Here is a 23711-nt window from a genome sequence, read left to right as displayed (position 1 = left end):
AAGCTATGTTAAACCGTGAGCTCGAAGTCACCCTCAATCTGGCCTTCAAGGAAGCTCGTTCAAAACGTCATGAGTTCATGACGGTCGAGCACCTCCTGCTGGCTTTATTGGATAATGAGGCTGCAGCCACTGTCTTGCGTGCCTGCGGCGCAAACCTCGATAAGCTCAAGCATGATCTGCAGGAGTTTATCGACTCCACCACACCACTGATTCCCGTGCATGACGAGGATCGCGAAACCCAGCCCACGCTGGGCTTCCAGCGCGTGCTGCAACGCGCAGTCTTCCACGTACAGAGCTCCGGCAAGCGCGAAGTGACCGGTGCGAACGTACTGGTTGCGATTTTCAGTGAGCAGGAAAGCCAGGCCGTGTTTCTGCTCAAGCAGCAGAGCGTAGCCCGGATTGATGTCGTCAATTACATCGCCCACGGTATCTCCAAGGTTCCAGGGCATGGCGAACACTCTTCTGAAGGTGAGCAAGATATGCAGGACGACGAGGGCGGTGAAGCATCTTCCTCTGGCAATCCTCTGGATGCCTATGCCAGCAATCTGAACGAATTGGCGCGTCAGGGGCGCATCGATCCACTGGTCGGCCGTGAGCATGAGGTCGAGCGGGTCGCACAGATTCTGGCGCGTCGCCGCAAGAACAACCCGCTGCTGGTCGGAGAGGCGGGCGTGGGCAAGACCGCGATCGCCGAGGGCCTGGCCAAGCGCATCGTCGACAATCAGGTGCCCGATCTGCTCGCCAGCAGTGTTGTCTATTCGCTCGACCTGGGTGCGCTGCTGGCCGGCACCAAGTACCGCGGTGACTTCGAGAAGCGCTTCAAGGCGCTGCTCAATGAGCTGCGCAAGCGTCCTCATGCGATTCTGTTCATCGACGAAATTCACACCATCATCGGCGCCGGCGCCGCGTCCGGTGGGGTCATGGACGCGTCGAATCTGCTCAAGCCTCTGCTGTCTTCGGGTGATATCCGTTGCATCGGCTCGACCACCTTCCAGGAATTCCGCGGAATTTTCGAGAAGGACCGTGCCTTGGCGCGCCGTTTCCAGAAAGTTGATGTGTCCGAGCCTTCGGTCGAAGACACCATTGGCATCCTTCGCGGCCTCAAAGGACGTTTCGAGCAGCATCACAGCATCGAGTACAGCGATGAGGCGTTGCGTGCCGCGGCAGAGCTTGCATCGCGCTACATCAACGACCGTCACATGCCGGACAAGGCGATCGACGTAATCGACGAGGCGGGCGCCTATCAGCGTCTGCAGCCCATCGAGCAACGCGTCAAGCGCATCGACGTGCCTCAGGTCGAAGACATCGTCGCCAAGATTGCGCGTATTCCGCCAAAGCACGTCAACAGCTCCGATAAAGAGTTGCTGCGTAACCTGGAGCGCGACCTCAAGCTCACAGTGTTCGGTCAGGATGCGGCAATCGATTCGCTGTCCACCGCCATCAAACTGTCCCGCGCGGGGCTCAAATCCCCGGACAAGCCTGTCGGTTCGTTCCTGTTCGCAGGTCCGACCGGTGTCGGCAAGACCGAGGCGGCCCGTCAGTTGGCCAAGGCGCTGGGCGTCGAGTTGATTCGCTTCGACATGTCCGAGTACATGGAGCGGCACACCGTTTCGCGTCTCATTGGTGCGCCTCCAGGCTATGTCGGTTTCGATCAGGGTGGTCTGCTCACCGAAGCCATCACGCGTCAGCCGCATTGCGTGCTGCTGCTCGATGAAATCGAGAAGGCCCATCCGGAAGTCTTCAACCTGCTGCTGCAGGTGATGGATCACGGTACGTTGACCGACAACAACGGGCGCAAGGCGGATTTCCGTAACGTGATCGTGATCATGACCACTAACGCCGGTGCTGAATCCGCGGCGCGTGCGTCGATCGGTTTCACGCATCAGGATCATTCTTCCGATGCGATGGAAGTGATCAAGAAGAGCTTCACGCCTGAGTTCCGCAACCGTCTGGACACCATCATCCAGTTTGGCCGTCTCAGCCACGAAGTCATCAAGAGCGTGGTGGACAAGTTCCTCACCGAACTGCAGGCGCAACTGGAGGACAAGCGGGTTCTGCTCGAAGTGTCCGATGCGGCCAGAAGCTGGCTGGCGCAGGGCGGCTACGATGCGGCGATGGGTGCCCGACCGATGGCTCGCCTGATTCAGGACAAGATCAAGCGGCCGCTGGCCGAAGAGATCCTGTTTGGCGAATTGTCGGAGCATGGTGGCGTGGTTCATATCGACATCAAGGATGGCGAAATTACCTTCGACTACGAAACCACCGCAGAAATGGCCTGAGGCAACACTCTTCAATTGCGCTCGGTTGCGGGCGCAGTTGAAGAGGGTAATGGCTGATTCATTCGGCAAACAAAAACGCCCGGCATGTGCCGGGCGTTTTTGTTAAAGCCTGATTAACGAGCGCGGTAGGTGATACGCCCTTTGCTCAAATCGTAGGGCGTCAGCTCTACACGCACCTTGTCACCGGTCAGAATACGGATGTAGTTCTTGCGCATCTTGCCGGAGATATGCGCGGTTACGACGTGCCCGTTTTCCAACTCCACGCGAAACATGGTGTTGGGCAGGGTGTCGACGACAGTGCCTTCCATTTCGAAGCTGTCTTCTTTCGACATGCAGTAAAGCCCTCGGTATACAAATGAGTGGCCCGGTGCAAGTGGCGCCAGGCAAAAGCGGCGTGCATTGTGCCCGAAAAAACCTGTTTAAGCCAAGGGGTTCAATACAGAGTCACCCATCTTTGGTTGGTCAGCAGCTCAATAGGGCGATATTGGGTCTTGTAATTCATCTTTTTGCAGTTCTTTATCCAGTATCCGAGGTACACCGCGTGCAACTGCAGCCTCGCGGCTTCGGCTATCTGCCACAGGATCGCATAGCGCCCCAGGCTGCGGCGTTCTTCGTCGGGTTCGTAGAAGGTATAGACGGCGGACAGTCCGTTGGGCAGCAGGTCGGTCACGGCCACTGCCAGAAGGCGTCCATCCAGCCGGAACTCGTAAAAACGCGAAAACGGCAGGTCGCGAACCAGAAAGGTCGAGAACTGATCGCGACTGGGTGGAAACATATCGCCATCGGCATGCCGTTGTTCGATGTAGCGCTGATAAAGATCGAAGTATTCCTGGGTGAACACCGGTTTGGTGCTGCGCACTGTTATGTCGGTGTTGCGTTTCAGAATACGTTTTTGCTGGCGGTCCGGCACGAAAAGATTCACCGGGATGCGTGCGGGCACACAGGCGCTGCAATTCTGACAGTGCGGCCGGTAAAGATGATCGCCGCTACGACGAAAGCCCATGTCGGACAGGTCGGCATAGACCTGAACATCCATAGGTTGGCTGGGGTCCAGAAACAGTGTCGTCGCCTGCTCTTCAGGCAAATAACTGCAGGTGTGGGGTTGAGTGGCATAAAACTTAAGCCGCGCCAGCTCCGTCATGATCGCCCCCTTGTCGAAAAACCTTTAATCATGAGTGTATGCCAGCCTGTCAAACTCGCCTAGGTAACCAGTCTGCGTTAGTCGGGCTATCCAGATGCCGGTTCAAATAATCGGCAAATACCTGGCGCGGAATCGATCGTGCACCGAAGCTTTGCAGGTGGCGCGTAGGCATCTGGCAATCGATCAGGACGAAGCCCCAGAACCGGAGGCGCTCAACGAGTGTGGCAAAGCCGACTTTGGAGGCGTCGTCTGCGCGGCTGAACATCGACTCGCCGAAAAACAGCTGCCCCATCGCCAGGCCATAGAGGCCGCCGACCAATGTATCGCCTTCCCAGACCTCGACGCTGTGTGCGTGGCCGCGGCGATGCAACTCCAGATACGCCTCTTGCATTGAGCGGGTGATCCAGGTTTCGTTGGCATAACTGCGTGGTTCGGCGCAGGCCTGAATAACGGCTGCAAAGTTCTGATCGAACGTCACAGTGTAGCGGGCCTGGCGCAGGGTCTTGGCGAGGCTTCGCGAGACGTGCAGCTCTTCGGGCAGGAGTACGGTTCGCGGATCGGGCGACCACCACAGGATGGGTTGCCCGTCCTGAAACCACGGAAAGCAGCCATGGCGGTAGGCGCGGACAAGGCGGTCGGCGGACAGGTCGCCGCCCGCCGCGAGCAATCCGTTGGGCTCGCGAAGTGCCTTGTCCAGTGGCGGGAAATCGAGGCTGTTGCGTTGTAACCAGGTCAGCATGGGCATCACGACTTTGCGGAAGGGGAGGGCGCCTGGGCGGCGTGTTTGCAACTCCGTGCGGCAAACGCGGTCACAAGCGGTCGTCATTATGGCGTGTACCTGCCCTGTGCGGTAGATCGTGCGCAGGGACGGTCTGGTTATCGAGCCATGGCTGCGGGTTGTTGAGAGAAACCTGTCATAAGCCTTTGTCAGCAAAGAAAATGCATGCTCAAATTGAACGTTGTCAGCAATGTTTGAACATCAGCGGCCTTTACGCAGGGTTTTATCTGGCATGAAATCGGTTCAGCGCGTTTTCGTACAGACCTTGAACGCCTTAAGGCCGTACAATGGCGACTTTGCGCATTATCATTCAAACGGCTCTCGATCAGGCGTTTCAGATGGCTGCTGGCCTTTTCCATCAGGGTCCAGCCGGTGCCGGTGACAGTCGTTCATAGTCAATCAACGAGATGTTCGCGCTCCAGCGCAGGAAATAAAGCGTTTTGAAGAAATCCACACCAGCACCCAGCGCTGTCCCGCTTTGGCGGCAGCAATTGCATTATCGGCTCAAGGAAGGCGCTTTGATCGCCTTCGGTGCACTGTGCCTGTACCTGATGATGGCATTGTTGACCTACGACCAGAGCGACCCTGGCTGGAGCCATACCAGCAGTGCTGCGCAGGTACAGAATGCTGCCGGTCGTGCCGGCGCCTTCTGCGCAGATATCCTGTTCATGGTCCTGGGCTATTTCGCCTATATCTTTCCGTTGCTGCTGGCCATCAAGGCCTGGCAGGTCTTCCGTCATCGTCACGAACCGTGGCAGTGGAGCGGCTGGCTATTCTCCTGGCGCCTGATCGGTCTGGTGTTTCTGGTGTTGGCGGGTGCTGCACTGGCGCACATCCATTTTCATTTCGCGGCAGGCTTTCCGGGTTCCGCCGGTGGCGTGCTGGGCGAAGTGCTGGGTGATCTGGCCAAGAGAGCCCTGAACATTCAGGGCAGCACCTTGCTGTTCATTGCCTTGTTCCTGTTCGGTCTCACCGTATTCACCGACCTGTCCTGGTTCAAAGTCATGGATGTGACCGGCAAGATTACGCTGGACCTGTTCGAGCTTTTCCAGGGCGCAGCCAACCGCTGGTGGACGGCGCGTGCCGAACGCAAGCAGATGGTCGCGCAGTTGCGTGAAGTCGACATGCAGGTCAACGACGTCGTAGCCCCGGTTGCCTCCGATCGCCGCGAACAGGCCAAGGCCCGCGAGCGTATAATCGAGCGCGAGGTATCCCTCAGCAAACACATGACCGAGCGCGAAAAACACGTGCCTGCGGTCATTGCTCCTGCGCCGTCCCGTCCGCCGGAACCGAGCAAGCGTGTGCAGAAGGAAAAGCAGGCACCACTGTTCGTCGACAGCGCGGTGGAGGGCACCTTGCCGCCGATCTCGATTCTCGATCCGGCGGAAAAGAAGCAGCTCAACTATTCGCCGGAATCCCTGGCGGCGGTCGGGCATCTGCTGGAGATCAAGCTCAAGGAGTTCGGCGTCGAGGTGTCGGTGGACTCCATTCACCCCGGCCCGGTCATTACCCGTTACGAGATCCAGCCGGCTGCCGGCGTTAAAGTCAGCCGTATCTCCAATCTTGCGAAAGACCTGGCGCGTTCGCTGGCCGTGACCAGCGTGCGCGTGGTTGAAGTTATTCCCGGCAAGACCACCGTAGGTATCGAAATTCCCAACGAGGACCGCCAGATCGTGCGCTTCTCCGAGGTCTTGTCGACGCCCGAGTACGACAATGCCAAGTCGCCTGTGACCCTGGCGCTCGGCCATGACATCGGTGGCAAGCCGGTCATCACCGATCTGGCCAAGATGCCGCACCTGCTGGTGGCCGGTACCACCGGTTCCGGTAAATCGGTGGGCGTGAACGCGATGATTCTGTCGATTCTGTTCAAGTCCGGGCCTGATGACGCCAAGCTGATCATGATCGACCCGAAAATGCTTGAGCTGTCGATCTACGAAGGCATCCCGCACCTGCTGTGCCCGGTGGTGACCGACATGAAGGACGCGGCCAACGCATTGCGCTGGAGCGTGGCCGAAATGGAGCGCCGCTACAAGCTGATGGCCAAGATGGGTGTGCGTAACCTGTCGGGCTTCAATCAGAAGGTCAAGGATGCGCAGGATGCTGGCGAGCCGCTGGCGGATCCTTTGTACAAGCGCGAAAGCATTCATGACGAAGCGCCGCTGCTGACCAAGCTGCCAACCATCGTGGTGGTGGTGGACGAATTTGCTGACATGATGATGATTGTCGGCAAGAAGGTCGAAGAGCTTATTGCGCGTATCGCCCAGAAGGCCCGTGCTGCGGGTATCCACCTGATTCTCGCGACCCAGCGGCCGTCGGTGGATGTGATCACCGGTCTGATCAAGGCCAACATCCCGACGCGTATGGCATTTCAGGTATCGAGCAAGATCGATTCACGTACCATCATCGACCAGGGTGGTGCCGAACAATTGCTGGGTCACGGTGACATGCTCTATATGCCGCCGGGCACCAGTTTGCCGATCCGGGTACACGGCGCGTTCGTCTCCGACGAAGAGGTCCACCGCGTGGTGGAAGCCTGGAAATTGCGCGGCACTCCGGATTACAACGACGACATTCTGGCGGGCGTCGAAGAAGCCGGCAGCGGCTTCGATGGCGGCGGTGGCGAAGGCGGTGAAGACAGCGAAAGCGATGCGCTCTACGACGAAGCGGTCAAGTTCGTTCTCGAGAGCCGCCGCGCGTCGATTTCCGCCGTACAACGTAAACTCAAGATCGGCTACAACCGGGCTGCACGTATGATCGAGGCGATGGAAATGGCCGGTGTCGTGACCGCCATGAACACCAACGGCTCTCGCGAGGTCATCGCACCAGGCCCGATGCGTGACTGATCGCGAAGCGTAATACTGCGTCGACAGCGGGTCATGCTCGCTGTCGCTACATCCAATGACTGCAAGAGGAATTCCATGCGTCTTATCCGCATGCTGTTGGCAACCGTACTTACCTTCTCCGTGATTCCCGCTCATGCAGACAGCAAGGACGTGACACGCCTGACCCAGTTGCTGGAAAACTCCCGCACTCTGACGGCGCGCTTCTCCCAGCTGACGCTGGACGGCAGTGGCACACAATTGCAGGAAACCTCGGGTGAAATGGCGCTGCAGCGTCCAGGTCTGTTCAATTGGCACACTGACGCGCCCCAGGAACAACTGATGGTGTCCGACGGTAAAAAAGTATCCCTCTGGGACCCGGACCTTGAGCAGGTCACCATCAAGACCCTCGATCAGCGTCTGACCCAGACCCCGGCGCTGCTGCTGTCCGGTGACGTGTCCAAAATCAGCGAAAGCTTCGACATCACTGCCAAGGAGGCGGGCGGCGTGATCGACTTCGTGCTCAAGCCAAAGACCAAGGACACGTTGTTCGACAGCCTGCGCCTGTCGTTCCGTAACGGCATCATCAACGACATGCAGTTGATCGACAGCGTCGGACAGCGCACCAACATTCTGTTCACGGGCGTCAAGGCCAACGAATCGATCCCCGCCAGCAAATTTCAGTTCCAGATACCCAAGGGTGCTGATGTCATTCAAGAGTAAGAAGGCCTGATTCCTGACCATGGACCTGTTTAGCCGCGAACCCATCGCTCAACCACTGGCCGCCCGCTTGCGTGCGACCAATCTGGACGAGTATGTCGGTCAGGAACACGTGCTCGCTCACGGCAAGCCGTTGCGCGAGGCGCTGGAGCAGGGCGCGCTGCACTCCATGATTTTCTGGGGCCCGCCCGGCGTGGGCAAGACCACGCTCGCCAGGCTGCTGGCCAAGGTCTCCGATGCACACTTCGAGACGGTGTCGGCGGTATTGGCCGGGGTAAAAGAGATTCGTCAGGCTGTCGAGGTGGCAAAACAGCAGGCCGGGCAGTACGGCCGCAGGACCATTCTGTTCGTCGACGAGGTGCACCGTTTCAACAAGTCGCAACAGGATGCGTTTCTGCCCTATGTCGAAGACGGCACCCTGATCTTCATCGGTGCGACCACCGAAAACCCCTCGTTCGAACTCAATAATGCATTGCTGTCGCGAGCCCGGGTCTATGTGCTCAAGAGTCTGGACGAGACGGCATTGCGCAAGCTGGTTCATCGTGCCCTGACTGAAGATCGCGGCCTTGGGCAGCGCAATCTGACGCTGGATGACGAAGGGTTCACTATTCTCATGGCCGCCGCCGACGGCGATGGTCGACGCATGCTCAACCTGCTCGAGAATGCCTCCGATCTTGCCGAAGATGGCAGTGTGATCGGCACTGAACTGCTCCAGAGCCTGCTCGGCGACAGCCGACGTCGCTTCGACAAGGGCGGCGAAGCGTTTTATGACCAGATATCGGCGCTGCACAAGTCGATTCGCGGCTCCAATCCGGATGCGGCGTTGTACTGGTTCGCACGCATGATCGACGGTGGATGCGACCCTCTGTATCTGGCGCGTCGTGTCGTGCGCATGGCCAGTGAGGACATCGGCAATGCCGACCCTCGCGCCTTGCCGCTGTGCATGTCCGCATGGGATGTGCAGGAGCGGCTGGGCAGTCCGGAGGGCGAGCTGGCGGTTGCGCAGGCGATCGTCTATCTGGCCTGCGCGCCGAAGAGCAACGCGGTGTACATGGCGTTCAAGAGCGCCATGCGCGAAGCCTCCGAGCACGGTTCGCTCGAGGTTCCGCTGCATCTGCGAAATGCGCCGACCAAGCTTATGAAGCAGCTCGGCTACGGCGAAGAATACCGTTATGCCCACGACGAGCCGGACGCCTATGCAGCAGGTGAGGACTACTTTCCTGACGACCTCGAGCCCCGGCAGTATTACCAGCCAGTGCCTCGCGGCCTGGAATTGAAGATCGGTGAAAAGCTCAGGCACCTCAGTGCCCTTGACCAGGCCAGCCCTCGCAAGCGGAGAAAGTAGTGATTCAGACCATTCTTGCGGTGTCGATTGCCGGTATCGCTGGTACATTATTGCGCTTTGCGACAGGGACATGGATCAGCGCCAACTGGCCGCGTTATTTCTACACTGCGACTTTGGCCGTGAACATCGTCGGTTGCCTGATCATCGGCGTGCTGTATGGCCTGTTTCTGCTGCGCCCTGAAGTGCCAATCGAAATTCGTGCCGGCCTGATCGTCGGCTTTGTTGGAGGTCTGACGACCTTTTCTTCCTTTTCACTGGACACGTTGCGCCTGCTGGAAAGCGGGCAACTGCCGCTGGCCCTGGGCTATGCCGGTATCAGCGTGTTCGGCGGGCTGCTCGCAACCTGGGTTGGCCTGTCCCTGACCAGACTTTGATAGACGAGAGAACGATATGCTCGATTCCAAACTGTTACGTACTCAACTTCAGGACGTAGCGGATCGCCTGGCTTCCCGTGGCTTTACACTGGACGTGGCCCGTATTGAAGCGCTGGAAGCCCAGCGCAAGGTTGTGCAGACCCGCACCGAACAGTTGCAGGCCGAGCGTAATGCCCGTTCCAAGTCCATAGGTCAAGCCAAGCAGCGCGGTGAAGACATTGCGCCGTTGATGGCGGATGTCGAGCGCATGGGCACCGAGCTGAGTGAAGGCAAGGTCGAGCTGGACGGCATTCAGGCAGAACTGGATGCGCTGGTGCTGAACATCCCGAACCTGCCGCACGAATCCGTACCGGTTGGCGCTGATGAAGAAGGCAATGTCGTCGTCAGCGAGTGGGGCACGCCGACCCGTTTCGATTTCGAGGTCAAGGATCATGTCGCGCTGGGCGAGCAATACGGCTGGCTGGACTTTGAAACCGCCGCCAAGCTCTCCGGTGCACGTTTTGCCCTGTTGCGCGGGCCGATCGCTCGTCTGCATCGCGCACTGGCACAATTCATGATCAACCTGCACATCAACGAGCACGGCTATGAAGAGGCTTACACGCCTTATCTGGTTCAGGCGCCCGCTTTGCAGGGCACTGGCCAGTTGCCGAAGTTCGAAGAAGACCTGTTCAAGATCGCCCGCGAAGGCGAAGCGGACTTGTACCTGATCCCGACTGCCGAGGTTTCGCTGACCAATATCGTGTCGGGTGAGATTCTCGATCCCAAACAGTTGCCATTGAAGTTCGTCGCTCACACGCCGTGCTTCCGTAGCGAGGCTGGTGCGTCGGGTCGTGATACACGCGGCATGATTCGTCAGCACCAGTTCGACAAGGTCGAAATGGTCCAGATCGTCTCGCCGGACGAGTCCATGGCAGCGCTCGAGTCGCTGACCGGCAACGCCGAACGCGTTCTGCAACTGCTGGAACTGCCGTATCGCAAGCTGGCGCTGTGCACCGGTGACATGGGCTTCAGTGCGGTGAAGACCTACGATCTTGAAGTCTGGATTCCGAGCCAGGACAAGTACCGCGAAATTTCCTCATGCTCCAATTGCGGAGACTTCCAGGCGCGTCGCATGCAGGCTCGCTGGCGCAACCCGGAAACCGGCAAGCCGGAACTGGTGCATACCTTGAACGGTTCCGGGCTGGCAGTAGGACGTACTCTGGTTGCGGTGCTTGAAAACTACCAGCAGGCAGATGGCTCGATCCATGTGCCCGACGTGCTCAAGCCCTACATGGGCGGACTCGAGGTCATCGGTTAATGGAATTTCTGCCGCTGTTCCATAACCTGCGTGGCAGCCGGGTGCTGGTGGTCGGCGGCGGTGAAATTGCCCTGCGCAAATCACGGCTGATCGCTGAAGCCGGGGCCGTCATCAGGGTCGTCGCTCCGGAAATCGAGAGCCAGTTGCGTGACCTGGTGGTTCAGAGCAGCGGCGAGCTGATTCTGCGCGGCTACCACGAGAATGATCTGGACGGTTGCGTGCTGATCATTGCCGCCACCGACGACGAGCCGCTCAACGCTCAGGTGTCCCACGATGCCCGGCTGCGTTGTGTGCCGGTCAACGTGGTGGATGCTCCTGCACTGTGTACGGTCATCTTCCCGGCCATCGTCGACCGCTCGCCGTTGGTGATTGCCGTGTCCAGTGGCGGCGATGCGCCGGTGCTGGCGCGTCTGATCCGGGCGAAGCTGGAAACCTGGATTCCGTCGACTTACGGGCAGCTTGCCGGGCTGGCCGCACGCTTTCGTCATCAGGTCAAAGGCCTGTTTCCAAACGTGCAGCAGCGCCGGGCTTTCTGGGAAGATGTTTTCCAGGGCGCCATTGCCGACCGCCAACTTGCCGGGCAGGGCGCTGAAGCGGAGCGCTTGCTGATCGCCAAGATCGCAGGCGAACCGCCAGCGGAAACCGGTGAGGTCTATCTGGTGGGTGCTGGTCCTGGCGATCCCGATCTGCTGACATTCAAGGCGTTGCGCCTCATGCAACAGGCCGACGTGGTGCTGTACGACCGGCTGGTGGCACCCACGATCCTCGACCTTTGCCGCCGCGATGCCGAACGTGTCTACGTCGGCAAGCGTCGCTCGGAACATGCCGTCCCTCAGGATCAGATCAACAAGCAGTTGGTGGATCTGGCGAAGCAGGGCAAGCGCGTTGTGCGCCTGAAAGGTGGCGACCCATTCATCTTCGGCCGGGGTGGCGAGGAAATCGAGGAACTGGCTGCTCATGGCATTCCGTTTCAGGTAGTGCCGGGCATTACTGCTGCCAGTGGTTGCGCCGCGTATGCGGGCATCCCGCTGACGCATCGCGATCATGCGCAATCGGTGCGTTTCATCACCGGCCACCTAAAGGATGGCACCACCGACCTGCCGTGGTCGGATCTGGTCGCTCCGGCGCAGACGCTGGTGTTCTACATGGGCCTGATTGGTCTGCCGGTCATCTGTGAAGAGTTGATCCGTCACGGTCGTTCGGCGGATACGCCGGCGGCGCTGGTCCAGCAGGGCACCACGACCAACCAGCGGGTATTCACCGGCACGTTGGCCAACCTGCCGCAACTGGTGGCGGAGCATGAAGTACACGCCCCGACGTTGGTGATCATTGGTGAGGTGGTCAAGCTGCGAGAGAAGTTGGCCTGGTTCGAAGGCAATCAGGCAACTGTCTGATGCCGGCCGCTGGATAGCCCGCTCGGGCTATCCAGCTTCGCCTGTCTACTTCTTCCAGACGTTCATGCCGGACAACCGTTCACGATCGTGGCTTGCCTCAAGATTCAGCGCAGGCCCTTTGGGAATGATTCCGGTCGGGTTGATGGTGCGATGGCTTGCGTAATAATGCCCCTTGATGTGTTCGACATTCACGGTTTCACCAATACCCGGCCATTGGTACAGCTCGCGTAGCCAATTGCTCAGGTTGGGGTAATCCGCGATCCGCCGCAGGTTGCATTTGAAGTGACTGTAATAGACGGCGTCAAAGCGCACGATGGTCGTGAACAGGCGCACATCGGCTTCAGTCAGGTGCTCGCCAGCGAGATAACGCTTTTCACCCAACAGGTTTTCCAGCTCGTCCAGTTCGGCAAATACGTCATCGAAGGCTTCTTCGTAAGCGCTCTGCGACGTTGCAAAGCCTGCGCGATATACGCCGTTGTTGACCTTGGGATAGATTCGCTCGTTGAGTTCGTCAATCGTCGCCTGCAGCGCTGACGGATAGAAGTCCAGCCGGTTGCCGGTCAGCTCGTCGAACGCTGTGTTGAACATGCGGATGATTTCCGCCGATTCGTTACTCACAATGCGTTGCTGCTGCTTGTCCCAGAGCACCGGCACGGTGACGCGCCCTGAATACGTGGGGTCGTCAGCGGTGTAGCGCTGATGCAGAAAGCTCAGGTCGTCGAGCGCATCGCCACTGGAGCCTTTCTGCTGATCGAAGGTCCAGCCGTTCTCCAGCATCAGCCAACTGACGACCGACACATCGATCAGACCCTCCAACCCTTTGAGCTTGCGCAGGATCAACGTGCGATGCGCCCACGGGCAGGCCAGCGAAACGTACAAATGGTACCGACCCGCTTCGGCGGCGAATCCACCTTCGCCTGAAGGCCCGGGGCTGCCGTCGGCGGTTACCCAGTTGCGACGCTGGGCATTTTCGCGCTGGAACGCGCCGTCTTTGCTGCTTTCGTACCACTGGTCATGCCAGCGTCCTTCGACCAGAAGGCCCATGTCTGACTCCCGTCTCTGATTATGTAGAGCTTGGAGACCAGTCTAGAGGCATCGGTTCGACCAAAAAGCGCAAATTGTGACCGATAACCATCGAATGAGCCGATGCTTTAAAGATCCTTCTGACGTCGCTCCCAAAAGATTTGCGCTTGGGCAAACGCCTCTTCGCGCGCGACACCGAGGCCGCGCAACGCGAGCGCCATGGTCGAGATCAATGCGAGTTGGGGGTAACTGTCTTCGACTTCACCCCGCCACAAGGCCACCAGGTGGTGTGGGTCGAGAGAGGCCGGTTTGACATGGCGACGCGGTGACAGAGCAGGCCATTCTTCATCCCACGGTTGTCCGTCAGTGGTGCCGTACAGGTGGCTGAGGGTGTCCGGGTTGATTTCAATCTCGCCGCCGTCGCCTTTGACGACGATTGCATTGTCACCCAGCAGACTGCTGGCATCACGATGCACGCTCTGGTAGCCGGGGTGGAAGATGCTCTGCAGCCCGCACCGCGCTTGCAGCGGGTTGAGAATCCGCGCCAGTGAATGGATCGGTGAGCGCAGCCCCAGCGTGTTGCGCAGGTCGATCATGCGCTGCAACTGAGGTGCCCAGTCGGCGAGCGGAATGAACGCCAGGTTGCGTTCTGTCATTGCCGCTTCGACGGACGACCAGTTGCGGCACAGCGGGATGTTCAGCACGCTCAGCAATTGTTCGGTGTACAGACGTCCGGCGGTGTGCGCGCCGCCGCCATGCAGCAGGATGCTGATTCCGTTCTGGGCCAGGCATTTGGCGGCCAGCAGGTACCACGGCAGGTGACGCTTCTTGCCCGCATAGGTCGGCCAGTCGACATCGACCTGAATCGGCGGAGCGTTCAGGCGTTTACGCACCGCCTCGGTGAAGCCTGCGAGCTCTTCCGGGCTTTCTTCCTTATGCCGCAGTAGCATCAGGAAGGCGCCAAGCTGGGTATCCTCGACCTTTTCGTCGAGCAGCATGCCCATCGCTTCACGAGCCTCTTCACGCGTCAGGTTGCGCGCACCGCGCTTGCCTTTGCCCAGAATGCGAACGAACTGGGCGAAGGGGTGTTCTGCTGGTGTTTCGGTGACAAGGGGGGCGTAATCGTTCATATGCAATTGGTCGGCTTGGGCAGGCCCGCCAGCTTGGCGGCAAGTTTGGCGGGGGTGCCGTTGAACAGGCGATTCAGGTGCAGGCTGTTGCCTTTTTCGACACCCAGTTTCAGCGCGGTGTATTTGATCAGCGGGCGGGTCGCAGGCGACAGCTGAAACTCGGCATAGAACTTACGTAGCACCTCCAGAATCTCGACATGCTCGGCCGTCAGGCTCAGACCTTCTTCGGCGGCCAGTGCACGGGCCACATCCATGGACCAGTCATTCAGGTCCTTGAGAAAACCATCCTTGTCCAGATCCAGTGTGCGTTCGCCCACGATCAATTGTTTCATAACCAGGTGTTCACTTTGTCAAAGCGTATCGACAACTCGACGAAGCCTGCGTAATCCACATTGACGATCCCGCTCGATGGCTTAAGGTTGCGCGCCTGGACATCTTCTTCAAGCACGAACAGCGACTGCAATCCGGCCTCGCGCAGTTTCTGCAAGGGCGCGCTGTCAGGCAGCAGCGCATACGTGGCGTCGCCGCACAGCAGAACGCCATCTTGGGGGCCGAGCAGACGCAGGCAACTGTCAAGCCGGGTGTCGGTGAAAGGTGAATGGGAAAGAACGTGCAGAGTGCTCATCAGATCGTAATCACCTGGTCGTAGCGTTCGAAGAGTGCCGAGAGTTCACCCTTGCCCGACAGTACCCGGATATCTTCAGCCAGGTCAGTGTTCGGCACGCCGCGTTCAGTAAGGCTTCGCGCGCAGGCATAAATGTCCTCGACGCCGAACATCGGAAGGGCCTTGAGGTTGGCGGTCAGGTCTTTTTGCTGCAGAGCGGCTGCAGTCTGCTGCGGCAGCAGTTGCAGCACGCCGTCGTCGAGAAACAACAGGCCGATGGGCAGGTCGAATGCGCCGCCCGCCAGCACGATGTCCAGCGCTTCGCGGGCTCCGGGCCCGGACCAGGGTGACTGGCGGCTGACGATCAAAAGTGACTTGGGCATTTCACGGTCCCCCGAAACAGATCAGGCGGTCTGCCGATTGCACACCATCGTGCAGTTGTCCCAGACCTGATAGTTCCCACGGTTGCAGCAGGTTGGCCGAAGGGCGTTGATAGCGCTCGGCTTCTTCCTGATTCAGTACCCCGCGGCGCAAGGCGGCAGCGATGCATACCACACCGTCAAGCTGATGCTCGACGATGAATTCGCGCCACTGACCGGGTAGGTCCTGTTCGTCCTGAGGCGTCACCGCGTTGGCCGAAGCACTGTGTACGCCGTCCTGATAGAAGAACAGCCGCACGATCTCATGTCCGCCCGCGAGCACCGCCTTGGCAAACAGCAGCGCACGCCGGGAAGAGGGCGCATGGCCTGCGGAGAAAAGGGATATGGCGAATTTCATGGTTGGCTCTGCCGGCAAAACATGCGCAATGATAAAGAATTCGGGGGCGGGGGTGTGAGTTTGCACGCTGCGGGATGACGTAAAGAGGGCAGCCATTCAGCGCGGGACCCGCGGATGCGCTGCTGTGGCCGGGTCTGCCAAGCCGCATGGCTGCCAAACCCCAGAAACGACAAAGCCCTGAAGGATCAGGGCTTTGCGCTACTGAATATGGCGGAGGCATAGAGATTCGAACTCTAGGACCTGTTACAGTCGGCAGTTTTCAAGACTGCTGCCTTAAACCACTCGGCCATACCTCCACTTCGTTGCGGGCGCCATAATACCGTAATGAAACAAGCTGTCAAACTCTCTGACTAGCCAGTTGCAGCGCCTCTGTTATGATCTTTGCAACTCAACATTTCAACAGTAAGGAGTTTCGCGATGCGCGAACAGGATTACGCCCTTAAAACCGGCATGCAGGCCGACCAGCTAGAGGTTAGTCGTGTCCTGCGCAATACGTATGGTCTTCTGGCCCTGACCCTCGCGTTCAGCGGTGTCATGGCGTTCGTGGCGCAACAGATGCGGGTCGGTTACCCGAATATCTTCGTGGTGCTGATCGGTTTCTACGGCCTGTTCTTCCTGACCAACAAGCTGCGTGACTCGGTCTGGGGTCTGGTCTCCACATTCGCCCTGACAGGTTTCATGGGATTCCTGCTGGGCCCGATCCTCAACCGTTATCTGGGTATGGCGGGCGGTGCCGAGGTTGTCAGCTCCGCATTCGCGATGACGGCACTGGTGTTTGGTGGTCTGTCGGCGTACGTACTGATCACTCGCAAGGACATGAGCTTCCTGGGTGGTTTCATCACCGCCGGTTTCTTCGTCCTGCTGGCTGCGGTTCTGGCGAGCCTGTTCTTCCAGATCAGCGGACTGCAACTGGCGATCAGCGCAGGTTTCGTGCTGTTCTCGTCGGTCTGCATCCTGTTTCAGACCAGCGCGATCATTCACGGTGGCGAGCGTAACTACATCATGGCAACCGTCAGCCTGTACGTTTCGATCTACAACCTGTTCATCAGCCTGTTGCAGATCTTCGGCATCATGAGCCGCGATGACTGATAACGCTTCACCCCTGACTGAACATCAAATGAACATCAGGTGTGCAACGTGTTAAACAAACGCCCCGACTTGTCGGGGCGTTTGCGTATTGGTGAGGTAAGAGGCCAGATCGCCGCACCTGACAGTCTCCCGCCCACCCCGCCAGGCTGATCGCAAATCAACGTACTACCTCTCTCAAAAATAGCTGACTGAACAGTCATAAAAACCATGACTGATCGGTCATACTTATCAGGATTGTTACAAGCCATTCAGGCGCTTATGACGCAGTGAGGTATCACTAAAATAATTATCAGGTTATTCCCCAATGCCTGTAGGCATTTTCCTGCTTTGCCCGATTTTCTTCGTCGTCGAGGCATAGACACAGGATTTCCAAATGTGTCAGTTTGCTTACGCTTCAAAGGCGAGTGACAGGACTCTCTCGCTAACCGAGGGAGGCTGTCGCACCAAGCTGTTCCATTTGTAGACAAGGAAGTGACATGTCGAAAGTGAAAGAAAATGCCGCGCTCTCAGCCATTCAACTGGCTGCGACCGGAAGCACAGCGTTCAACCAGATCGATACGTTCATCCATACTTACGATCGCGGTGGCAACCTCACGATCAATGGCAAACCTTCGTATTCGGTCGATCAAGCCGCTGATTACATCCTGCGCGACAACGCTGCATGGGCTGATCGCGACGGCAACGGCACCATCAATCTCACCTATACGTTCCTGACAGCCCGACCTTCCGGGTTCGACACCTCACTGGGAACGTTCAGCGCCTTCAACACACAGCAGAAAGCTCAAGCTGTGCTGTCGATGCAATCCTGGGCAGACGTCGCCAAGGTTACTTTCACGCAGGCGGCGTCCGGCGGCGACGGGCACATGACCTTCGGCAACTACAGCGACGGCAGCAGTGGCGGTGCGGCATTTGCCTACCTCCCAAGCGGCAACAGCCGTTATGACGGTCAATCCTGGTACCTGACCAACAACTCGTACACCGTCAACCTGACCCCTGACAACGGCAACTACGGCCGTCAGACTCTGACCCATGAAATCGGCCACTCCCTGGGCCTGTCTCACCCTGGCGATTACAACGCCGGCGAAGGCAACCCGACTTACAACGATGTCAGCTACGCGGAAGACACGCGTGGTTACAGCGTCATGAGTTACTGGAGTGAGTCCAATACCGACCAGAACTTCGTCAAAGGTGGCACGCCGGTTTATTCATCGGCACCGCTGGTGGATGACATTGCTGCCATACAGCAACTCTACGGTGCGAACATGAGCACCCGCGCCGGTGACACGGTGTACGGTTTCAACTCCACCGCAGGGCGTGATTTCTACAGCGCAACGTCCGCCGCGTCCAAGGTGGTGTTCGCGGTGTGGGACGGTGGTGGCAAGGACACGCTGGATTTCTCCGGCTTTACCCAGAACCAGAAAATCAACCTCAACGAGGCTTCGTTCTCGGACGTGGGTGGCATGGTGGGTAACGTTTCCATTGCCAAAGGCGTGCTGGTGGAAAACGCCATCGGTGGTTCGGGCAACGATCTGCTGGTAGGTAATGCTGCGGCCAACGACCTGAAAGGCGGTGCCGGCAACGACATCATCTACGGTGGCGGCGGTGCCGACTCGCTGACCGGCGGCGCGGGTGCGGACATTTTCGTGTTCGGTGCCAGCTCCGACTCCAACCGTGCAGCCCAAGACACGATCCGTGACTTTACCAAAGGTCAGGACAAGATCGACGTGTCGGCCATCTCGGCGCTGACTTCGCTGCAGTTCGTCAACGCCTTCAGCGGTCATGCCGGCGAAGCGATCCTGAACTATAGCCAGAGCACCAACCTGGGCAGCCTTGCCATCGACTTCACCGGTCAAGGCGTGGCTGACTTCCTGGTGGGTACCGTTGGCCAGGCACTCGCCACGGATATCGTGGTTTAACCCGTAGCACTCATGGACGGCTCAGTCTGAGCCGTCCATGTTCCGGAACGCACCCACGATGAACACCTATCATTTTTTTCGAAACATAACGGCAGCGCTGGTGCTGTCGACGGGGATTTCTGGAGTCGGTATGGCCACAAGTTTGAAGTTACCCAGCCCCGCAGAGCTGAGCGGAAAATGGCGACTGTTCATGCAGGCCCAACCTGGCGAAGCGTGCGAGTTGCACCTCAGCACCGACAACCCGCAGTTGGGAGGCGATCCGGCTTGCGCGGCACGCTGGCTGAATGAAACGCCCACGGGATGGTTTCCAACGCCCGATGGCCTGGCGTTCACCGGCAAGGAAGGCTCTGGCCTGGTTCATTTCAATCATCTTGGAAGCCAGCATTATCAGGCACGTCTGCCCGGTGGCGAACTGCTGAATCTGGAGCGCGTCGCTGAGTAATTGTCGCGTCGTATCCCCCTTCGTAACACATTGAATCCCCACGGATGTCACCCGGCGGCAGATGCTGCCTTCAAGGAAGAACCATGAGTGCGTTGCCTTTGGGTGCCCACCCCCCTTTGTATAAAGCCCTGGCGCACTATAAGCGCGCGCTGATCAGCGTTGGTTGTTTCACCGCCCTGATCAACGTGTTGATGCTGGCCCCATCCATTTACATGCTGCAGGTTTATGACCGTGTACTCACCTCGCAAAACCAGACCACGCTGGTGATGCTCACGCTAATGGTCGTTGGCTTTTTTGCCTTCATTGGCCTGCTGGAGATGATTCGCAGTTTCGTGGTGATTCGGATCGGCAGTGAACTTGAGCGACGTTTCAACCTGCGCGTCTATCAGGCCGCTTTCGAGAGCAACCTGCATGCCGGGCAACGGCAGGCGGGTCAGGCCCTGGGTGACCTGACGTTCATCCGCCAGTTTCTCACCGGGCCAGCCTTGTTTGCGTTTTTCGATGCGCCCTGGTTCCCGATCTACCTGGCGGTGATCTTCCTGTTCAATCCGTGGTTGGGACTGCTGGCTACGGCAGGCGCTGCGCTGCTGGTGCTGCTGGCCTGTCTGAACGAATGGCTGACTCGCAAGCCGTTGGGCGAGGCCAGCGGTTTTTCACAACAGTCCTCACAACTGGCGACTCGTCATTTACAGCAGGCCGAGGCCATTCAGGCGATGGGCATGCTCGATGCACTGCGTCGGCGCTGGTTTGACGTGCACGGGCGTTTTCTGGCCCGGCAAAACGACGCCAGTGACACGGGCGCAGTGATCAGTTCGATCAGTAAGGCGCTGCGCCTGTGCCTGCAATCGCTGGTGCTCGGGCTGGGCGCGCTGCTGGTCATTCGTGGTGAAATGACCGCAGGCATGATGATCGCGGGTTCGATCCTGATGGGCCGGGTATTGAGTCCCATCGACCAGTTGATTGCCGTGTGGAAACAGTGGAGTTCGGCGCGTCTGGCCTATGGACGTCTCGATCAATTGCTCAAGACTTACGCCGAACCTGCAGAGCGCATGGCGTTACCAACGCCGCGTGGGCAAGTCGGCCTTGAGCAGGTCAGCGCTGCGCCGCCGGGCGCGGGCGTGCCCACATTGCATCAGGTCAGCTTTCAACTGAAGGCAGGAGAAGTGCTCGGCGTGCTGGGTGCATCGGGTTCCGGCAAATCGACCCTTGCGCGGGTGTTGATCGGTATCTGGCCCGTGCTGGGCGGCAAAGTCCGTCTTGACGGTGCGGACATGCACCGGCTGGACCGCGAAGCGCTGGGTATCCACATCGGTTATCTGCCGCAGGACATTGAGTTGTTCGGCGGCACCGTGGCGCAGAACATTGCGCGTTTTCGTGACGGCGATGCAGGCGCGGTGGTCACTGCGGCACAGCTGGCGGGCGTGCACGAACTGATCCTGCGCCTGCCGCAAGGTTACGACACGCGACTGGGTGACGACGGCAGCGGCCTTTCCGGTGGCCAGAAGCAACGGGTTGCGCTGGCGCGAGCCCTCTATGGTGAACCGAAACTGGTGGTGCTCGACGAGCCCAACTCCAATCTGGACACGGCGGGCGAAGCCGCGCTGACCCGCGCGATTGGCGAACTCAAGGCGCGTGGTTGCACGGTAGTGCTGGTCACGCACCGGACGCCGTCGCTGTCTCAGACCGATCAGTTGCTGGTGCTGAGCGAGGGGCGCATGCAGGCGTTCGGACCTACCGCCCAGGTGCTGCAAGCCTTGTCCGGCCAGTCTTCCCAGACGCAACCCTCCGTGCAACCGCAACCGCAACCGCAACCGCAACCGCAACCGCGTTCGGCGGTCGGGCTTTCCATGAGCCGTCAGTACGGCACCCAGAACAGGCAGTCAGAAGTATGAGCAGCCCACTCGATAAGGATTACGCCGTTCCGGGCAAGGCGCGTGGCGTGCAGTTTTTTACGCGTGCCGGTTGGGTGCTGACACTGGTAGGCGCGGGCAGTTTTTTTCTGTGGGCAAGCCTGGCACCGCTGGATCAGGGTATTGCCGTGCAGGGCACGGTGGTGGTGTCGGGCAAGCGCAAGGCCGTGCAGTCGCTGGACGGCGGGGTGGTTAGCAAGATTCTGGTCAGTGAAGGCCAGGCGGTCAAAGAAGGTGAGCCGCTGTTCCGCCTCGATCAGACTCAGGTTGAGGCCGATGTACAGTCACTGCGCGCCCAGTACCGCATGGCGTGGGCGAGTCTGGCCCGTTGGCAGAGCGAGCGCGACAACCTGAATGAAGTGAAATTTCCTGCCGAACTGATCGCCGCCGGGCATGGGCAGAATCCCGATCCTCGGCTGGCCATGGTGCTTGAAGGGCAGCGGCAGTTGTTCAGCAGCCGTCGTCAGGCGCTGGCCCGTGAACAGGCCGGCCTGCAGGCCAGTATCGAAGGTGCCGGTGCGCAATTGGCCGGCACGCGCCGGGCGCGCTCCGATCTCCTGGCGCAGGCAGATTCGCTGCGCCAGCAACTGAGCAACCTCCAGCCGCTGGCCCAGAATGGATTCATTCCGCGCAACCGCCTCCTCGAATACGAGCGTCAGTTGTCCCAGGTCCAGCAGGAACTGGCGCAGAACGCGGGAGAAACCGGGCGGATTGAGCAGGGCATCATCGAATCACGCCTGCGTTTGCAGCAGCAGCGCGAGGAATACCAGAAAGAGGTGCGCACCCAGTGGGCCGATGCGCAGGTAAAAACCCTGACCCTGGAGCAACAACTGGCGTCGGCCGGCTTCAGCCTGCAACACAGCGAAATTCTTGCGCCTGCCGACGGGATTGCGGTGAACCTTGGCGTCCACACTGAAGGGGCGGTGGTGCGCGCCGGGCAAACGCTGCTGGAGGTCGTCCCGCAGGGCACTCGGCTGGAAGTTGAAGGGCGTCTGCCGGTCAACCTGATCGACAAGGTCGGCAGTCATCTGCCCGTGGATATTTTGTTCACGGCGTTCAATCAAAGCCGTACGCCACGGGTCAGCGGCGAAGTGAGCCTGATCTCGGCCGACCAGATGGAAGACGAAAAAACCGGCCAGCCTTATTACGTGTTGCGTACCTCGGTAAGCGATGCGGTCATGGAGAGGCTCAACGGTCTGGTGATCAAGCCGGGCATGCCCGCAGAAATGTTCGTTCGCACCGGTGAGCGCTCGCTGCTCAATTATCTGTTCAAACCTTTGCTGGATCGTGCCGGCTCCGCGTTGACCGAGGAATAGGATGATCCAGTTAACCCCAAAGGCTGTCGCGCTGGCAGCCCTGTTGCTCTGTGCGTCTTCCGCCAGCCATGCCATGGGACCGTTTCAGGTCTATGAACAGGCGCTGCGCAACGATCCGGTGTTCCTCGGGGCGCTCAAGGAGCGTGACGCGGGGCTGGAGAATCGCGCCATCGGCCGTGCAGGTCTGTTGCCGAAGGTCTCGTACAACTACAACAAAGGCCGCAACGATTCAAAGGCCACGTTGAAGGGCGGGCGTGAAGACACCACCGATCACCGTCATTACAACAGCTTCGGTTCCAGTCTGGTGATTCAGCAACCCTTGCTGGATTACGAAGCCTACGCCAGCTATCGCAAGGGCGTTGCCCAGGCCTTGTTCGCCGACGAAACCTTTCGCAGCAAAAGTCAGGAGTTGCTGGTTCGGGTCCTGACGGCGTATACGCAAGCGTTGTTCGCCCAGGACCAGATCAATATTGCCCAGGCCAAACAGCAGGCCTTCGAGCGGCAGTTCGAGCAGAACCGACAGATGTTCTGGCAAGGCGAGGGCACCCGCACCGACATTCTCGAAGCCGAATCACGCAACGAACTGGCCATTGCCGAGCAAATCGAAGCCCGCGACGAACAGGATGTCGCGTTGCGCGAGCTCGGTGCGTTGCTCAGTGAGCCTACCGTCGCCATTGAGCAGCTTGAACCGCTGAGAGACGGCTTCCAGGCCATGGTTCTGGAGCCGTCGAGTTTTACCGAGTGGCACGCGCTGGCCATGGCCAACAGCCCTGTGCTCGCCTCTCAGCGCCAGGCGCTGGAAGTGGCGCGTTACGAGGTGGAGCGCAATCGTGCTGGCCACCTGCCCAGGGTCAATGCGTACGCGAGTATCCGGCAGAACGAGTCCGATAGCGGTAACACCTACAACCAGCGCTACGACACCAATACCGTGGGTATCGAGCTTAGCCTGCCGTTGTATGCCGGCGGCGGCACCAGCGCCTCGGTTCGCCAGGCCAACAGCGTCAGAGAGCAGGCCGAGTACGAACTGGAAGGCAAGACTCGGGAAACCCTGATCGAGTTGCGACGTCAGTTCAATGCCTGTGCCTCAGGTCTGGGCAAGCTGCGCGCTTATCAGAAAGCGCTGGTGTCCGCGCAGGCACTGGTCGAGTCGACACGTCAGAGCATTCTGGGCGGTGAGCGCATCAATCTCGATGCCCTCAATGCCGAACAGCAGCTTTACAGCACGCGCCGCGACCTGGCGAAGGCGCGCTACGACTACCTGATGGCCTGGATCAAGCTGCACTATCACGCGGGCACCTTGCGTGACACCGACCTTGCCCGTGTCGACGATGCATTTGTAAAAGCGCGTTGATGGACG

The 23711-nt window shown here is 59.2% G+C and carries 22 protein-coding genes and 1 tRNA gene; 13 read left to right on the top strand and 10 right to left on the bottom strand.

Annotated features, from left to right (window positions below):
* Nucleotides 1–5 precede the first annotated feature (5 nt).
* The gene (gene clpA / locus BZK31_RS03730; RefSeq protein WP_083181352.1) at nucleotides 6–2279 is read left to right on the top strand and encodes an ATP-dependent Clp protease ATP-binding subunit ClpA; all 2274 of its coding nucleotides are present in this window, start codon (nucleotides 6–8) and stop codon (nucleotides 2277–2279) included.
* 113 nt (nucleotides 2280–2392) lie between these two features.
* Here the strand turns inward: clpA and infA are convergent, their stop codons facing one another.
* The 3 genes from infA to aat all read right to left on the bottom strand — a co-directional run bounded on the left by infA (nucleotide 2393) and on the right by aat (nucleotide 4159).
* Entirely contained in the window at nucleotides 2393–2611 is a 219-nt protein-coding gene (infA, locus tag BZK31_RS03725; protein ID WP_002553999.1) for a translation initiation factor IF-1, read from the bottom strand.
* Nucleotides 2612–2712: 101 nt separating this feature from the next.
* Nucleotides 2713–3420, bottom strand: a complete 708-nt coding sequence (locus BZK31_RS03720) for an arginyltransferase (protein ID WP_083181350.1) — start codon at nucleotides 3418–3420, stop codon at nucleotides 2713–2715.
* Nucleotides 3421–3469: 49 nt separating this feature from the next.
* Nucleotides 3470–4159, bottom strand: a complete 690-nt coding sequence (aat, locus tag BZK31_RS03715; protein ID WP_083181349.1) for a leucyl/phenylalanyl-tRNA--protein transferase — start codon at nucleotides 4157–4159, stop codon at nucleotides 3470–3472.
* Between the two features lie 479 nt (nucleotides 4160–4638).
* On the opposite strand from aat, the gene ftsK reads away from it, so the two are divergent.
* From ftsK to cysG, 6 genes are all read left to right on the top strand, one after another.
* Nucleotides 4639–7041, top strand: a complete 2403-nt coding sequence (ftsK, locus tag BZK31_RS03710; protein WP_083181347.1) for a DNA translocase FtsK — start codon at nucleotides 4639–4641, stop codon at nucleotides 7039–7041.
* A gap of 75 nt (nucleotides 7042–7116) precedes the next feature.
* On the top strand, nucleotides 7117–7740 hold the full coding sequence (gene lolA / locus BZK31_RS03705; protein ID WP_083181346.1) for an outer membrane lipoprotein periplasmic chaperone LolA: 624 nt from the start codon (nucleotides 7117–7119) through the stop codon (nucleotides 7738–7740).
* 19 nt (nucleotides 7741–7759) lie between these two features.
* Nucleotides 7760–9082: a replication-associated recombination protein A gene (locus BZK31_RS03700; RefSeq protein WP_083181344.1), complete on the top strand. Its 1323-nt coding sequence runs from the start codon at nucleotides 7760–7762 to the stop codon at nucleotides 9080–9082.
* Nucleotides 9082–9456, top strand: a complete 375-nt coding sequence (gene crcB / locus BZK31_RS03695; RefSeq protein WP_083181343.1) for a fluoride efflux transporter CrcB — start codon at nucleotides 9082–9084, stop codon at nucleotides 9454–9456. The genes BZK31_RS03700 and crcB overlap by 1 nt, the downstream gene beginning before the upstream one ends.
* 16 nt (nucleotides 9457–9472) lie before the next feature.
* On the top strand, nucleotides 9473–10753 hold the full coding sequence (gene serS, locus BZK31_RS03690) for a serine--tRNA ligase (protein WP_083181341.1): 1281 nt from the start codon (nucleotides 9473–9475) through the stop codon (nucleotides 10751–10753).
* Entirely contained in the window at nucleotides 10753–12147 is a 1395-nt protein-coding gene (gene cysG / locus BZK31_RS03685) for a siroheme synthase CysG (protein WP_083181340.1), read from the top strand. Before serS ends, cysG begins: the two co-directional genes overlap by 1 nt.
* A gap of 45 nt (nucleotides 12148–12192) precedes the next feature.
* On the opposite strand, the gene BZK31_RS03680 is transcribed toward cysG, so the two are convergent.
* From BZK31_RS03680 to BZK31_RS03650, 7 genes are all read right to left on the bottom strand, one after another.
* Nucleotides 12193–13191, bottom strand: coding sequence for a glutathione S-transferase family protein (locus tag BZK31_RS03680; protein WP_083181338.1), 999 nt, complete (start codon nucleotides 13189–13191; stop codon nucleotides 12193–12195).
* Between the two features lie 107 nt (nucleotides 13192–13298).
* Complete coding sequence (locus tag BZK31_RS03675) at nucleotides 13299–14300, bottom strand: glycosyl transferase family protein (protein WP_083181336.1); 1002 nt, start codon at nucleotides 14298–14300, stop codon at nucleotides 13299–13301.
* Nucleotides 14297–14632 (bottom strand): TusE/DsrC/DsvC family sulfur relay protein, encoded by a 336-nt coding sequence (locus BZK31_RS03670; RefSeq protein WP_083181335.1) that lies wholly within the window; start codon nucleotides 14630–14632, stop codon nucleotides 14297–14299. Before BZK31_RS03670 ends, BZK31_RS03675 begins: the two co-directional genes overlap by 4 nt.
* On the bottom strand, nucleotides 14629–14925 hold the full coding sequence (gene tusB, locus BZK31_RS03665; RefSeq protein WP_083181334.1) for a sulfurtransferase complex subunit TusB: 297 nt from the start codon (nucleotides 14923–14925) through the stop codon (nucleotides 14629–14631). The genes BZK31_RS03670 and tusB overlap by 4 nt, the downstream gene beginning before the upstream one ends.
* Nucleotides 14925–15287 (bottom strand): sulfurtransferase complex subunit TusC, encoded by a 363-nt coding sequence (gene tusC / locus BZK31_RS03660; RefSeq protein WP_083181332.1) that lies wholly within the window; start codon nucleotides 15285–15287, stop codon nucleotides 14925–14927. Before tusC ends, tusB begins: the two co-directional genes overlap by 1 nt.
* A 1-nt stretch (nucleotide 15288) precedes the next feature.
* On the bottom strand, nucleotides 15289–15681 hold the full coding sequence (gene tusD / locus BZK31_RS03655) for a sulfurtransferase complex subunit TusD (RefSeq protein ID WP_083181331.1): 393 nt from the start codon (nucleotides 15679–15681) through the stop codon (nucleotides 15289–15291).
* Nucleotides 15682–15889: 208 nt separating this feature from the next.
* Nucleotides 15890–15977: transfer RNA gene (locus tag BZK31_RS03650), tRNA-Ser, on the bottom strand.
* Nucleotides 15978–16098: 121 nt separating this feature from the next.
* Between BZK31_RS03650 and BZK31_RS03645 the strand changes: the two genes are divergently transcribed.
* From BZK31_RS03645 to BZK31_RS03620, 6 genes are all read left to right on the top strand, one after another.
* A complete protein-coding gene (locus BZK31_RS03645; RefSeq protein ID WP_083181329.1) occupies nucleotides 16099–16770 on the top strand; it encodes a Bax inhibitor-1/YccA family protein in 672 nt (223 codons plus the stop codon).
* Between the two features lie 476 nt (nucleotides 16771–17246).
* Nucleotides 17247–18686 carry a serralysin family metalloprotease gene (locus BZK31_RS03640; RefSeq protein ID WP_083181328.1) on the top strand — a complete coding sequence of 480 codons (1440 nt, stop codon included), beginning with the start codon at nucleotides 17247–17249 and terminating at the stop codon, nucleotides 18684–18686.
* A 58-nt stretch (nucleotides 18687–18744) separates the two neighbouring features.
* Nucleotides 18745–19128, top strand: coding sequence for a protease inhibitor Inh/omp19 family protein (locus tag BZK31_RS03635; protein WP_083181326.1), 384 nt, complete (start codon nucleotides 18745–18747; stop codon nucleotides 19126–19128).
* An 83-nt stretch (nucleotides 19129–19211) separates the two neighbouring features.
* Nucleotides 19212–21020, top strand: coding sequence for a type I secretion system permease/ATPase (locus tag BZK31_RS03630; protein ID WP_083181325.1), 1809 nt, complete (start codon nucleotides 19212–19214; stop codon nucleotides 21018–21020).
* Nucleotides 21017–22354 (top strand): HlyD family type I secretion periplasmic adaptor subunit, encoded by a 1338-nt coding sequence (locus tag BZK31_RS03625; RefSeq protein ID WP_083181323.1) that lies wholly within the window; start codon nucleotides 21017–21019, stop codon nucleotides 22352–22354. The genes BZK31_RS03630 and BZK31_RS03625 overlap by 4 nt, the downstream gene beginning before the upstream one ends.
* 1 nt (nucleotide 22355) lies before the next feature.
* Nucleotides 22356–23705, top strand: coding sequence for a TolC family outer membrane protein (locus BZK31_RS03620; RefSeq protein WP_083181321.1), 1350 nt, complete (start codon nucleotides 22356–22358; stop codon nucleotides 23703–23705).
* The last annotated feature ends 6 nt before the right edge of the window (nucleotides 23706–23711 follow it).

Source organism: Pseudomonas floridensis (assembly GCF_002087235.1).
Taxonomy (GTDB): Bacteria; Pseudomonadota; Gammaproteobacteria; order Pseudomonadales; family Pseudomonadaceae; genus Aquipseudomonas; species Aquipseudomonas floridensis.
This window is presented reverse-complemented; position numbering and strand designations above follow the sequence as displayed.

Coding starts and splice junctions, on each gene's coding strand:
- BZK31_RS03640 (WP_083181328.1), top strand. CDS start 17,247: ATGTCGAAAGTGAAAGAAAATGCCGCGCTCTCAGCCATTCAACTGGCT.
- BZK31_RS03625 (WP_083181323.1), top strand. CDS start 21,017: ATGAGCAGCCCACTCGATAAGGATTACGCCGTTCCGGGCAAGGCGCGT.
- BZK31_RS03720 (WP_083181350.1), bottom strand. CDS start 3,420: ATGACGGAGCTGGCGCGGCTTAAGTTTTATGCCACTCAACCCCACACC.
- BZK31_RS03700 (WP_083181344.1), top strand. CDS start 7,760: ATGGACCTGTTTAGCCGCGAACCCATCGCTCAACCACTGGCCGCCCGC.
- BZK31_RS03620 (WP_083181321.1), top strand. CDS start 22,356: ATGATCCAGTTAACCCCAAAGGCTGTCGCGCTGGCAGCCCTGTTGCTC.
- tusB (WP_083181334.1), bottom strand. CDS start 14,925: ATGAGCACTCTGCACGTTCTTTCCCATTCACCTTTCACCGACACCCGG.
- BZK31_RS03635 (WP_083181326.1), top strand. CDS start 18,745: ATGAACACCTATCATTTTTTTCGAAACATAACGGCAGCGCTGGTGCTG.
- infA (WP_002553999.1), bottom strand. CDS start 2,611: ATGTCGAAAGAAGACAGCTTCGAAATGGAAGGCACTGTCGTCGACACC.
- cysG (WP_083181340.1), top strand. CDS start 10,753: ATGGAATTTCTGCCGCTGTTCCATAACCTGCGTGGCAGCCGGGTGCTG.
- BZK31_RS03670 (WP_083181335.1), bottom strand. CDS start 14,632: ATGAAACAATTGATCGTGGGCGAACGCACACTGGATCTGGACAAGGAT.
- aat (WP_083181349.1), bottom strand. CDS start 4,159: ATGCTGACCTGGTTACAACGCAACAGCCTCGATTTCCCGCCACTGGAC.
- clpA (WP_083181352.1), top strand. CDS start 6: ATGTTAAACCGTGAGCTCGAAGTCACCCTCAATCTGGCCTTCAAGGAA.
- BZK31_RS03630 (WP_083181325.1), top strand. CDS start 19,212: ATGAGTGCGTTGCCTTTGGGTGCCCACCCCCCTTTGTATAAAGCCCTG.
- lolA (WP_083181346.1), top strand. CDS start 7,117: ATGCGTCTTATCCGCATGCTGTTGGCAACCGTACTTACCTTCTCCGTG.
- BZK31_RS03680 (WP_083181338.1), bottom strand. CDS start 13,191: ATGGGCCTTCTGGTCGAAGGACGCTGGCATGACCAGTGGTACGAAAGC.
- BZK31_RS03675 (WP_083181336.1), bottom strand. CDS start 14,300: ATGAACGATTACGCCCCCCTTGTCACCGAAACACCAGCAGAACACCCC.
- serS (WP_083181341.1), top strand. CDS start 9,473: ATGCTCGATTCCAAACTGTTACGTACTCAACTTCAGGACGTAGCGGAT.
- tusC (WP_083181332.1), bottom strand. CDS start 15,287: ATGCCCAAGTCACTTTTGATCGTCAGCCGCCAGTCACCCTGGTCCGGG.
- BZK31_RS03645 (WP_083181329.1), top strand. CDS start 16,099: ATGCGCGAACAGGATTACGCCCTTAAAACCGGCATGCAGGCCGACCAG.
- tusD (WP_083181331.1), bottom strand. CDS start 15,681: ATGAAATTCGCCATATCCCTTTTCTCCGCAGGCCATGCGCCCTCTTCC.